This is a genomic window from Ferruginibacter sp. SUN106 (assembly GCF_050611765.1).
Classification (GTDB): domain Bacteria; phylum Bacteroidota; class Bacteroidia; order Chitinophagales; family Chitinophagaceae; genus Ferruginibacter.
The window spans coordinates 1-12,746 of record NZ_JBODJC010000002.1; the positions used below are offsets into that span (position 1 = coordinate 1).

At 35.0% G+C, this 12,746-nt stretch carries 17 protein-coding genes; all 17 read left to right on the forward strand.

Features of this window, described 5'->3' with window-relative positions; all coding sequences use genetic code 11:
- The first annotated feature begins 324 nt into the window (after positions 1–324).
- The 17 genes from ACQ334_RS05910 (at position 325) to ACQ334_RS05990 (ending at position 12,745) form a co-directional block, all read left to right on the forward strand.
- The gene (locus tag ACQ334_RS05910; protein WP_430987250.1) at positions 325–903 is read left to right on the forward strand and encodes a hypothetical protein; all 579 of its coding nucleotides are present in this window, start codon (positions 325–327) and stop codon (positions 901–903) included.
- Positions 904–1,145: 242 nt separating this feature from the next.
- Positions 1,146–1,745, forward strand: coding sequence for a hypothetical protein (locus ACQ334_RS05915; protein ID WP_430987251.1), 600 nt, complete (start codon positions 1,146–1,148; stop codon positions 1,743–1,745).
- Between the two features lie 64 nt (positions 1,746–1,809).
- A complete protein-coding gene (locus tag ACQ334_RS05920; protein ID WP_430987252.1) occupies positions 1,810–2,493 on the forward strand; it encodes a hypothetical protein in 684 nt (227 codons plus the stop codon).
- Between the two features lie 221 nt (positions 2,494–2,714).
- Positions 2,715–3,239: a hypothetical protein gene (locus tag ACQ334_RS05925; protein ID WP_430987253.1), complete on the forward strand. Its 525-nt coding sequence runs from the start codon at positions 2,715–2,717 to the stop codon at positions 3,237–3,239.
- 263 nt (positions 3,240–3,502) lie between these two features.
- Positions 3,503–3,814: a DUF2695 domain-containing protein gene (locus ACQ334_RS05930; RefSeq protein WP_430987254.1), complete on the forward strand. Its 312-nt coding sequence runs from the start codon at positions 3,503–3,505 to the stop codon at positions 3,812–3,814.
- A 12-nt stretch (positions 3,815–3,826) separates the two neighbouring features.
- Positions 3,827–4,174 (forward strand): hypothetical protein, encoded by a 348-nt coding sequence (locus ACQ334_RS05935; protein ID WP_430987255.1) that lies wholly within the window; start codon positions 3,827–3,829, stop codon positions 4,172–4,174.
- A gap of 508 nt (positions 4,175–4,682) precedes the next feature.
- Positions 4,683–4,973: a hypothetical protein gene (locus ACQ334_RS05940; protein ID WP_430987256.1), complete on the forward strand. Its 291-nt coding sequence runs from the start codon at positions 4,683–4,685 to the stop codon at positions 4,971–4,973.
- A 114-nt stretch (positions 4,974–5,087) separates the two neighbouring features.
- Entirely contained in the window at positions 5,088–5,621 is a 534-nt protein-coding gene (locus ACQ334_RS05945) for a hypothetical protein (RefSeq protein ID WP_430987257.1), read from the forward strand.
- A 240-nt stretch (positions 5,622–5,861) separates the two neighbouring features.
- On the forward strand, positions 5,862–6,245 hold the full coding sequence (locus ACQ334_RS05950; RefSeq protein ID WP_430987258.1) for a hypothetical protein: 384 nt from the start codon (positions 5,862–5,864) through the stop codon (positions 6,243–6,245).
- Between the two features lie 250 nt (positions 6,246–6,495).
- On the forward strand, positions 6,496–6,888 hold the full coding sequence (locus tag ACQ334_RS05955) for a hypothetical protein (protein WP_430987259.1): 393 nt from the start codon (positions 6,496–6,498) through the stop codon (positions 6,886–6,888).
- 210 nt (positions 6,889–7,098) lie between these two features.
- Positions 7,099–7,854: a hypothetical protein gene (locus tag ACQ334_RS05960; RefSeq protein ID WP_430987260.1), complete on the forward strand. Its 756-nt coding sequence runs from the start codon at positions 7,099–7,101 to the stop codon at positions 7,852–7,854.
- Positions 7,855–7,883: 29 nt separating this feature from the next.
- A complete protein-coding gene (locus ACQ334_RS05965) occupies positions 7,884–8,432 on the forward strand; it encodes a hypothetical protein (protein WP_430987261.1) in 549 nt (182 codons plus the stop codon).
- A 225-nt stretch (positions 8,433–8,657) separates the two neighbouring features.
- Complete coding sequence (locus ACQ334_RS05970) at positions 8,658–9,266, forward strand: hypothetical protein (RefSeq protein ID WP_430987262.1); 609 nt, start codon at positions 8,658–8,660, stop codon at positions 9,264–9,266.
- A 288-nt stretch (positions 9,267–9,554) separates the two neighbouring features.
- The gene (locus ACQ334_RS05975; protein ID WP_430987263.1) at positions 9,555–10,070 is read left to right on the forward strand and encodes a hypothetical protein; all 516 of its coding nucleotides are present in this window, start codon (positions 9,555–9,557) and stop codon (positions 10,068–10,070) included.
- Positions 10,071–10,230: 160 nt separating this feature from the next.
- The gene (locus tag ACQ334_RS05980; RefSeq protein ID WP_430987264.1) at positions 10,231–11,028 is read left to right on the forward strand and encodes a hypothetical protein; all 798 of its coding nucleotides are present in this window, start codon (positions 10,231–10,233) and stop codon (positions 11,026–11,028) included.
- 238 nt (positions 11,029–11,266) lie between these two features.
- Complete coding sequence (locus tag ACQ334_RS05985) at positions 11,267–12,232, forward strand: hypothetical protein (protein ID WP_430987265.1); 966 nt, start codon at positions 11,267–11,269, stop codon at positions 12,230–12,232.
- An 87-nt stretch (positions 12,233–12,319) separates the two neighbouring features.
- On the forward strand, positions 12,320–12,745 hold the full coding sequence (locus ACQ334_RS05990) for a hypothetical protein (RefSeq protein WP_430987266.1): 426 nt from the start codon (positions 12,320–12,322) through the stop codon (positions 12,743–12,745).
- Position 12,746: the final 1 nt, after the last annotated feature.

Sequence of the window (12,746 nt, forward strand, 5' to 3'; positions counted from 1 at the left end):
AATCATGTTAGAATGGCTTTATGCCAATTGGGTTTTACCATCTTATTCCGCCTTTTGTTCTTTCGAAATTGATTTTTTTATTGCACTATAAATTTATTGAATTGTAAACATAGGATGGGGTTTGGCAATATTGGGGCTGGACATTGTTAGCTTCAACATTTTATCGCTATCAGCGTTTGTACCCGCTGGACGTTCTTTGTTGAGCTTTGGTGCCTAACATCAACTTTTAATTATTAATTTAGCTTCGGTTCTGGGCAGACGTTTTTCAAAATACCAACATCGCCAAGCACTGAACATTAGCCGCAATTTCTAAAATAGTCTGCTTTGACAATCATTCCGACAAATATTTTATTAGAACAATTAATTCAGGAAGAAAATTCTGCTTTAGCCTGGGACGACAAACTTTTTAAAATCCATTCTGCTATTAAGACAACCAGAGAAATTGCAGATGCGGCTAAACTAAAATATCCTCTGCCAGAGAATTACTTAATTAAGCGGAAAAGAAAATTACAGACAGCACTCTCAGTGTTAATGGCTGGGATTTTTACTTTTATATTTGGTTATATTTTATTGACAAAATTCAGTACAGGTGCATTGCTTGTTTCGACAATATTACTTTCGCTAATATATTATGTACTTTTTAAAAACTTGACCGTAAAGGATTTAAACTTTGAAATACAATTGTCGAAAAAAGGAATTGAAATAGATGGTAAGTTCTATCAATGGACAGAAATACAGGAAACGTTTTTGGTTTATCGCCCCAATGGAAAAAACAGGACAATTTATTTTGTAATTGGCTTAAAAAATGGATTTTTGGACAGATATCATATGAATAACTTACTTGAGTTTAATCTAAACGAAAGGACATTGTCTGCTTTAATTGAGGCATATCGAGGCAGTTAAAACTGCGGCTAACATTCGGTTTTATGCAAGTTGGGCTTGACCATCAAACATCAACAAATTGCAAATCCCAACTTCAGTTCCAGCAGACAAATAACTATCAGCTTTTGTAAATAACTTTAGCAACATATTTTCAATCAGCAGCGGTTATGGGCAGACGTCCCGAAAGCATTCGGGATAATTCCCAACCTGCATAAAGCCCTGCTCGTTGTGCGCCACTTTAAACAGACCTTACAATTATAACTATGAGTTGGAAAATTTATCTAATCATCATTAATAATGCTGCTAACATCAACACAGCAGACATTCCCCAAAAAATTGGGCTTGACAATGTTAAGCAGACAAAGGAAATTTCAATTCACGAAGCTCAATATGCTAAAGGAACTTCTATTGGCAAGTATGGCGACAAAATCTTTATCGTAAGTGAAGACTTAGTTTTTAAGTTTTACGATAAGACACCTTCAGACTTTGAGAAAAAAATTTGTGAAGCTTTCCCGAATTCTGAAATCGCAATATTGACACTAAACGGAACTGTTGATTTATACGGTTACAACATTATCAAAAATGGTAAGCGACAGCGAGTAAAGTCGGGTGCAGACTTAGACCTTTATGTTGACTACGGCCAACAACTTCCAGAAGAAATTTCTCTATCAAAAGAAAAAATCTTTGATGAAGAAGAATTAAAGGAAATCAAAGCTGACAATTCAAAAGAGCAAGTGAAAAAAATATTAGACCAGGAAATAAGTATAAGAACAACATTCCGTTTAACAAAGCGATATTTCGGAAAACAGTTTGACGAAGTTGGTAGTGACTACGAAAAAATAAAAGTGACACTTTACGAGTGACGAAAAGCGAACGCACAATAAAGGGTTTTATGCAAGTTGGGCTTGCCCTTATAACATCAGCTAATTGCAAATCCAAGCTTGGTTTCGGGCTGGACAAACAACTTTCAACTTTAGTTCTTACATTCAACTTTATATTTTCAATCAGCGGCGGTTATCGGCAGACGTCCCGAAAGCATTCGGGATAATTCCCAACCTGCACAAAGCCCTGCTCGTTGGTTGCTATTTTAAAATGACACTCCGTAAACTTTTAAAGATTTTTATTGGACTGCTTTCAGTAATTGCAGTTGCTATTGGCTTGACCTCAATTAGTCATCCAATCTTTTTAAAGTGGCTCGCAGGTTCTGCCATGCATATTGGGAAGCCAATTAGGGCGACTGTATATACAAATGGGCAAGTTAACAATGACATCAAAGTATATCATTCAGAAAAGTACTGGAAATCAGCTGATATAGCAAACAATTACATAGTTAATTTGAAAGAGTTTGACAGTGACGGTATGCTGAAGTATTTTGAAATTAATTTAAAGGACAAATGGATTGGAAGACCAATTGCAACAACTAAGGATGACTATGACATTATATTTGGTCACTTATTTCAAAGCGAAACGGGGGGTATCTTTGCCCTTTTTCAAGACGACATGAAAGGATTTAACTTTAATCCACATCTTTTATATAAAGACAGACAAATTAACTTTAATGTGCCACCAGGCCTCTTAAAGTTTGACAGTTTAAGAATAGAATTGCAATAACATCTCATAACAAAAAACAGCAACCAACATTGGGTTTTATGCAAGTTGGGCTCGACATTGTAACATCAGCTATTTGCAAATCCCAGCTTCAGTTCCAGCAAGCGAATAGCTATCAGCTTTTGTGCTTAACTTCATCAACATATTTTCAATCAGCAGCGGTTATCGGCAGACGTCCCGAAAGCATTCGGGATAATTCCCAACCTGTATAAAGCCCTGACGTTATGCGAAATAAATCAATCATACTAATAATTTGTTTATTGTGCTTCGCAGCATGTCACAATAATACACCCAAAAAAGTTGCAAAAATTACTACTCCAAAAATAACCGGTGACACATTACAGGAGTTTATGAGAAAAAGTGACTCTATCGTACTTATTAGTCACATCGAATTAATTATTTCGCCACCCAATCCCAAAACAGGACAAATAGATTCTAGTTCTCTGCTTTTTTTCAAGAATAAACTAAATAATAAATTAGTTACAAAAGCTAAAAAGTTATCATCTCTGGAAGTTCTCATGCTTGGAAATCTTTTAGACGAAGATGTGGTGGATGATGTGAGCTATGCCCACTGCTTTATTCCGAGAAATACAATTTTAGCATACAGAAATAGTCTCATCTATTACATTGATGTTTGTTTTGAATGCAAAGGATTAGATGTAGTTGGATTTCCCTTGACTCCTACAATGAGTAACATTAAATACAATAGATTGCAAGAATTTTTTGAAAGCCAAGGTGTTTTAGAATAAGAAATTAAGGGTAAGTCTTAGCAAATTCGCATAACATTGGGTTTTATGCAAGTTGAGCAGGACATTGTAACATCAGCTAATTGCAAATCCCTGCTTCGGTTCCAGCAAACGAATAGCTATCAGCTTTTGTACTTAACTTGATCAACATATTTTCAATCAGCCACGGTTATGGGAATTATCCCGAAAGCATTCGGGATAATTCCCAACCTGCATAAAGCCCTGACCGTTGGTGGCAAGCTTAAACCGAAACTCTCTAATAATTTATGCCTGACAAAAACGAAATTGAAAGACGCAAGCAAATTGCAAAAGACTTAAGGTTCAAAGCAAAACAAGCGTTTGAAGATAGTCTGCCGACGAGCCGGGAAAATTTTAAAGCATTGTTTGACAATCTGGACGAACAGCTTACGGACAATGAATGTGACCATACTCTTATACTTTCAGTAAGGTTTCTACAATCTTTCAAACTTGATAACATAGAAGCTATTGCTGAATGGCTGAAAGAAAATGGAGGTTATTGTGATTGTGAGGTGCTTGCCAATGTGGAAGAAAAGTTTGACGACAATGCGATTCTTTAAATACACTTGATAATGTTAGACCAGAATTTTTGTAATAAACTTGAATATATTATTTGTGATGCTCTCGAAAATACTTGGGATGAATTGACTAAAGGTTTTTGGTGCGACGGATGCGAATTAACTGCTCCTGATAATTACTACTCAAAAAAATATATTAACGACAACAGGCAGACTTATTTGAGAGCCTATGTTGGAAAAGATGGTCAAGATGACTACAATGTAATATTCAAGTTTGGGAAAAAAGCATTAAGCAAATATGCAAGAGACTTAGATGTTTTTGATTGTATTCCTAAATCACAATTTGAAAATTGGTTTAATATTGACACAGTAAAAAAGAATATTGAAATTCAACTTGAATGAGTGAGAAAAAGCCTGCAGGCAACATGGGGTTTGACAATATTGGGGCCGGACGTTGTTAGCTTCAACATTTTATCGCTGTCAGCTTTTGTACCAGTTATACGTTCTTTGTTGAACTTTGGTTCTTAAAATCAACTTTTAATTATAAATTTAGTTTTGGTTCCGGGCGGACGGTTTTCAAAGTCCCAACATCGCCAAGCCCTTACCGTTATAATCCATGTTAAGACAGACCATCAAAATATCATTAGCAATTCTGTTCTCTTTCAGTTTGACAATATTAAAAGCTCAAAAGACTTTTCAAATTGACAAAAACTATTTAGACTCTATTTCATTAGTCAGGTACAAAAGCTTTATTGTTTCAAAGGATTTTGACATCAACTTTATTGGGAGAAAGATTTCGGTTGACAGGAGATTTACGCCTGATACATTTCAACTTAAATTAACTGAAATTGCAATAAGGACACAATACACTAATGCAAATGTCAGACAACTGGACAGCCAATGGGCACAAATGAAATCATATAAAGAAGCTTATGATTGGGACCTGGCTGTAAAGCAACATAAAGAACAAAGACCTAAAATGCTAAAAGCTTTTAAAAAAGTACAGGAGAATGACCTGGATAAATATGACCGGTATTTATTCGGTTACTTAAATGACCTCGGGGAGAATATCGTTCTTATTCGGTTTGACCCTCATAAAATCAAATATTTTACTATTGCAGGTGAACAGCTTTTAAGCAACTTGCCCATTATGACATACAACTTAAAGACAAAAATATTATCGCTGGCAGGTTGGGAGTGAAAAAAAACACGGCTTACAACATTGGGTTGTATGCAAGGCAGGACGTCAGCAGCAAAATAAAGTTTAGCATAAGTTGTGTAATCGACACTTCACTTTCATCTAGACAGGAAAAAAATGAAGCAACTCCTTTTAAAAGTTACATTTATTCTAATTCAGTTTTGCTTCTTTACTCAAGTAAAATCGCAAGACGCATCTCAAATTGACCGATATCAATCAGATACATTAAGGTTATTTGAAAAAACATTCACTAAAACCGTTGCGTATCAATATCATTCCATAGTATTCTATGTAGACTATGTTTCTTTTAAGCAGGTTGTAGTTGACAGACTTAAAGGATATCAACCTTATAGAAAGAGTACTTATGAAGCAACTCTTAAAAAACTTAATTCTGACATAACAAAGTCGGACACAGTTTATCTAACTCAAAATACATTCGACTCTGTAGAAATAATCCCATTTGACAGGTACTTAATTGAACAAATCGAAACCAATAATTGTGTGGTAAAAGATCTAAATAATAACACTCAAACCGAGATTATCAGAGTGAAAGAAACAAGATATTACAGGCCCGGTATTTGGGGTGGACGAACTTATTATATAAAAGGTGACAAGAATTTTTTTATACAGTTAACAGACATCGTTTCTTAGATAGTGCCCTACATACAACATTGGGTTTTATGCAAGTTGGGCATGACCAGCAAACATCAGCTAATTACAAATCCAGGCTGTGGTTCAGGCTGGACAAACAAGTTTCAACTTTAGTTCTTAATTTCAACTTTATGTTTTCAATCAGCAGCGGTTGTGGGCAGGCGAATAACAATTCCCAACCTGCATAAAGCCCTGCCCGTTGGCTACAACTTTTCCTAAGCGATTCAAAATAAACTTTTAATGATAGAAACAGATCTGAAACTACTGGATAAAACTATCCAAATAATCAAATCCAAAAATGACAATAATAGTTTCAGCGTTAAAAGTCTTCATGAATTTGAATTGGCTTTATTAATTTGCTTAGACTTGACCAGATATGAGTTACAACAGAATGCAAAAATTTCCGATTTAACCGCATCTATATTGAGTAAGTTATTTGCTTTTCAATGTTTTGAATTTTATTATAGAGACTTTCCCGAAATTTATTTAAAGACCTCTGTGCTTTTTATGAGACTTAACGAGTACAACGAAAAATTAAAAAGCCACGATTTGCAAATGAATGATTCGACTACTAAAGATTGGATTAATGAATTGAATTTAGCATTGGCACAATATTTAAATTGAGTTGTGAAGACAAAGCTGCAGCCAACATGGGGGTTTATGCAAATTGAGCTTGACAAACTAATGTTAAGCAAATTGCAGATCCTGGCATTGGTTCGGGGCTTGATAAACAATGTTGAGCATTAGTTTTAACTTCATCAAAATATTTTCAATCAGCAGCGATTGTGGGCGGACGTCCCGAAAGCATTTGGGATAATTCTCAAACTGCATTAAGCACTACCCGTTGGCTGTAATATTAATTAATCAGAAAGTAATGAGATCAATAATTATTTTTTTCATTGTAATGACATCGGGCCTGGTATTACATGGGCAGGTTAGAACTTGCAAATCATTACATATAGGAACGTTTAAGAGCAGCCTGAAAAAAGATATAGGGATAACAGTAATCAAAAGGGAAGGAAATTTGCAAATCGAAGAAAATGATTACCTGGGATATAAATTGGCTTTTAACATTACATGGATAGATGATTGCACGTATGAATTAACACTTAAAGAGGTTATTAAAGGCGATCCGGCCTGGATGAAAGACAATAAATACAAGATAAAAGTGCGAATAAAACAAATCAAAAAAAATAGCTACAGCACAGAACAATCTTCTGATTTTTCTGGTAAAATTTCAACCAATGAATACCTGATCGTTCAATAAAACTTAAGCCAACATCGAGTTTTGTGCCTGTGAATCTTAACAAACAACAGCTAGGGTCCGGAAGGGTAAACAAGTTTCAACTTTAGTTCTTAAATTCAACTTTATATTTTCAATCAGCAGCGGTTGTGAGCGGACGTCCCGAAAGCATTCGGGATAATTCCCAACCTGCATAAAGCCCTGCTCGTTAGTGGCAATGGTAAACACCCTAAAATGAAAAAGTACGTACTTGTAATTTTTACTTTCTTGTTTTGCGACAAATTATTCTCACAAATTAAAGGAGAATACAAAGGATTATTCACTCAAAAAAATGAGAGATACAAACAAGTTACCGAAAAAGATACAATAGTAAATGGCAAAACATCAAAATGGACAACATTTCAAAAAGTTGAGTGGGATGGTGAAAAAAGACTTGTACTAAAATCAAATGGCGTTTATGTTTTTGAATATTTGGAAAGAGGGGAACCTTGTGCAGCCAGGGCGTCACTAAGAAATTGTACAGGAAAATACAAGATAAACAAGGATACTTTATACTTAACCAGTACATACAAACAGACAGACTTTTGTACTGTAACAGAACAAATAATTGACAGCATTGCAAATGGTAAAATAATGATTGTGACCCACTATCCAAATAATATCTTATCTCCAGAAACATTTATAAATGGATTTGATCTTAAACTCAACGATAGGCTTATTGGTGAATTTAAAATAAAAGATACAGTCTATTGTGCCGCATTGGATATTAAGGATATCTTTATTAGTTGCTGTAGTCCTTATCAGATGGAGTGGTATTACTCGCCAAAAAATAAGAACTCTAATTATTTCACTATTTCACTAAAGAGAGAAATTAACACGGAAGATATTTTTATGAACAATTGTAAATTACTTATCAAAAATAGTAGTTTAATACTATTAGATGGCGAATATTTACAGGTCAAGGATAACAGGTATATAAAAAACAAATAGGGTCATCAAGAATTTTATACATGCATATAATGAAGTTTAAAATAATTATACTGACAGCATTCGCTTTCTACTACGCTCCAAACAAAACATTTGGACAAAATAAATATTATCCTAAATCAATTGATACTATTAAATGTCCTCAAAGTGATTACAAAAACTTTCAGCCAAATTTCGATATCGGGAAATACAAATTAAAATGTTGGGATAATTATTATAGAGGGGCAATATTTTATTTTTCAAATTTAATAATAAAAAAAAAGGCTCCTGATTCCGCTTACTACTATAGGGCTATTGCAAGGGTAAATCTGAATGATCTTTTAGAAAGTATGTACGCAATAGAAGATCTCAATTTAGAGATAACTATAAGGCCTGATAATTATTTTGCATTTTATTACAGGGCAATTGCAAAGAAGCAAATAAGGCAAACAGAAATAATTATGAGCCAAAGTACTCAGAAGCCCGTTGATCTGACTGCTTATGCATACCCGGAAGCAGTTCTTGATTTAGACGAATCAATCAGAATAAATCCTGCTTTTGAACCAGCTGTGCAAGAAAGGAAAAAACTTTCAAACAAATAACTGCCGCTAACATCAGGTTTTGTGCAATTGGGGCCCGACGTTGAAACGATCATCGGCAGTGCATACCCGGGCCTTGGTTTCGGCAGACGTAATTCTGCCGGGCAGTAGTACTAAAGTTCGGCTTTTAGTTATAAATTTATTTTCAGTTGCGGGCAGACAGTTGGTCAATTACCCAACTGCACAAAGCCTCTAACGTTAGCTGTAATTTTTATGCCCCTACATTCCATGAAGAAAATTATTTTATCTACAGTTTTTACACTGGTTAACTTATATTCTTTTGCTCAAAAGACATCGGACAAAATCATAATTCTAGACAGTGTAACAGCTAAGCATGGCAATATTAAGATTTGTGGCACTGACCATTACCACCCGGTTGACATCAAAGCAAAGCTTATATCCGACAGCTTAAAAGCAAAAGGTATTGACACGTTGCTTATCTATAGAGATTGGCTTGGCACAAACGGCTTTAATGGATATGGAAAAGTTTTATGGCTTGACAAAGGTGTTCTTAAGCAGTATAGAATTAATTTTATAAATGAGGCACCGTACTACGGTATTAAATCAATAAATTTTTCTATTATTAAATCAGACAGTATTTTTAGCTTTTACTTTAGGAATAATCTTCAATCAGTGTCAACAAATCCAACAAAGCAAGACATGTGGATGTCACATGATTCTGACCATTTTATTTATTTGGAAGCAAACGGGAAAATTTACTGCTTCAATATTAGTGGACTATTAGTTGAGTATAATCCTGAAAATTTGCGGTCAAAATTTGTACGAAAATTAATGATTGACGCAAGCAAATATATAGATGAGGTTTACAAAAAGTGAACGAAGAAACCTACAGCTAACATTGGGTTTTATGCAAGTTGGGCCTGACATTGAAACATCAGCTATTTGCAAATCCCAGCTTCAGTTCCAGCAGATGAATATCTATCAGCTTTTGTACTTAACTTCATCACCATATTTTCAATCAGCGGCGGTTGTGGGCACACGTCCCGAAAGCATTCGGGATAATTACCAACCTGCATAAAGCCCTGCCCGTTGTATACCATGTACATGACTCGTCGAAAAAAAATCATACTACTAACATGTATAATCTTAATCGGGTTGACCTTTTTGAGAGAGATGGGATTCCTGGAACTTAACCTATACTTAAGTGAAGTTAAAATAACGCTAAACAGGAATTCTCAAACAAACAGTACAACTTTAAGGCCTTCTTTAATAATAAACAGAACCTGGGCGGAGACAATTAATTCAAAATGTAATTTTCGGGGAAACCCGGCCAACATTCCCATACTTATATTTTATAAGAATCAAAAGTATGGCGATACAAACGGGTGTAAAGGTGTGACCATAAATATCACAGATTTGGAATTTGGCCCTATTTGGACTCCTTTATATAAATCAGGTTCCATTCATGGAAAAGCGAAATGTAACAGCAACGTAACACTATTTCAGTTTGAAAATGATAAGCTGGTACAGACAACCTATCAATTTAATGATGAACTTGATATTAAAGGTGATATTACAGTTAAGGGTATATCATCTTACAGAAATGCCAAAAAACTTGTAATCGATAAAGTATTCGAGCAGATTTATAGTAACCTGAGAGAGAAAATGAAACAACTCTGACAACGCGGCATACAACATTGGTATTGTTGCAAGTGAGGCAGACGGAAATACAATCGGCGGTTGTGGGCACACGTCCCGAAAGCATTCGGAATAATTCCCAACCTGCATAAAGCCCTGCCCGTTAGCAGCAAATATTCAATCAACGAACTACCAAAAGTATATGACTAGAATTTTGAAGAATAATAACAAAAGAACTCTACTATATTATCTTGTCTTATGCTTTAGCTCACTAAATTTGTTTGTCCAAAGTGATACCAAACAAGCCACCAGGGCTTTAGTACAAAGAGACAGTTTATTTTGGGTAGCTTATAATACTTGCGATACCACAAATATCGAAGGTTTTTATACTACTGATGTTGAGTTTTATCATGACAAAATCGGGCTTTCAAAAGGGAATCAAAATATTGTCTCATCATTTAAAAAAAACCTGTGTACTGATAATTTTCGTTTGCGAAGAGCAGCTCTTGATAGTACAATTCAAATTTTCCTTTTGAGAAACCAGGACACTATATATGGTGCAATTATGAGTGGAGAGCATTATTTTTATATTACAGAAAAGGGTAAGAAGGAACGTTTAGATGGATGGGCAAAGTTTACTCATACGTGGACATTGCAAAATGGAGTATGGAAAATGGCACGCCTTTTAAGTTATGATCACAAACCTGCTCCTTATATCAACAAAAGAACGTTTACGAAAATTTCTACTACAATTCTTGACGCTTATGCTGGAGAATATAAAAGTTCTGCAGTAAGCAACATGACTATCAAAAGAGAAAATCAGTATTTGATACAAATTATTAATGGTAAGAAATTTGCTATATACCCTGAAACTTCAACCTTATTTTTTAGCAAAGAAAGAGACCTGACATTTGAATTCTTAACCCAAAAAAATAAAAGCCGGAAAATAGTAGTTCGTGAAAATGGGGAAATTGTAGATGAAATGGTATCATCGAAATAAGTATGGACAAAGTAAAAAACTGCTACTGACATGTCGTTTTGCAAAAGTGTGGCAGGACAAACAAACTTCAGCAAATTATCAACGACCGGCAGCGGTTACGGGCGGACAAAATTCTAATTTCACACCTTCGCAAAGCGCCGGTTCGTTGTATGCAATTTACGCTGTTAATCTTGTCATGGAAATCGATGGCATGAATATGATTATGGAACTATTACCATCATTGTGAAATGAAATTATTATGTATAGATCACTATTGACATTGGTATTGCTTTTCTCGTTCTGTTTTTTGTTTGCCCAGGATAAAACAACTATCATTCATACCGACTCTTCTGTTATTGAATCTGTATGCAAGGCTGGAAGCTATAAGATCGTAGAAGAAAGATTCGAAAAAGGCAACCGAATACTGAGTACTTCCTATTTTGATGATACATTGACCATAAAGAATATTAGCTATCACGACACCCTTGGCAATTTTATTGGTGTTCAAAAGATATTTGATAAAAATGGAAAACTAATATTAACCATCGATCATGACAGGCTTACCTGGAATGCTGATACTGATGTCTATCCTAATTACCCGTTGCTGGTTCGGGTGAAGGCAAGAGCAGACTCCGTTTTGAGAATATATTTCGGGAAACAATTTACCGCTACATCTATGCGCTGGAATATTTTCAATTCCTGCTATTTTGCCGGAAATTCAGGTAGTCCCAATTTCGACATATCATGGACAAGAGAAGATTATCCATCCTATAAGCCAACCATATGTTATATTACTTATGACATTGTGAATGGAAACGAATGGCGGGGAAAATTAAGGATGCTGATAGATACTAGCGGAAACATACAAGATAGTCAGTTGATACAGACCGGTGATATATTATACAACGAAGGATTTAAACAATTTACAAATAATGAGCAGCCCTTTTATAAGCTTTCTATAAAACAAGCATTAGAAAAAGCTAAAGCTCTGGGTTTGAAGAAAGGGGATGATTTAATCACTTCGACATCTTATGAATGGGAAACGAATAAAAATTCCGTTTCTCCTATATTCAATGGTAATGTGCGGTTGATCATATCACAGTCGAGGAAATCTGACTTTAAATTCGTAGGAGACGTTGGATTTTGGACCGGCTATACCAATATTTGGGTTTTCGATCCGTGGTCAGGAGATTTCATTAAGAGAAGAAAAATCAGGAATAACTGATCATTTCACAATAGTCAAATAAATGTAATCTCCGTTTAAATGAAAAACTGCGCCCAACAAAAGTACTTGCAAAATTAAATCTAACAAATGAAACTTAAAGGCAAATGGATTGGACAATATACATATGGAGAAATGTATCCTGAAAATTATATAGGCAAATCAGTTTCATTCGAAATGAATCTAACCGCAAATGGAATTCAATTTTACGGAAACTTTAGTGATGATGAAACAAGAAACATATTTCAAGACAACGGCATTGTTGGAGGCTTTCTTGAGGGAGACTACATCTGCTTTGACAAACAATATCCCAAAGCATGGAAGACTAATGAAGCTGGTGTGATTGAAATACTTGAAAATTCAATCGCTCCGCTAATTAAATACGAGGGAGTCTTATCAAACAATCAATTCGAGGGCGCTTGGGAAATTCATCAATATTATAAAGAAGATGATCAAATTTTCTCCGTGGTACTTGGGGTTGGAACCTGGGACATGAGAAAAAGCACATCTCAATAAT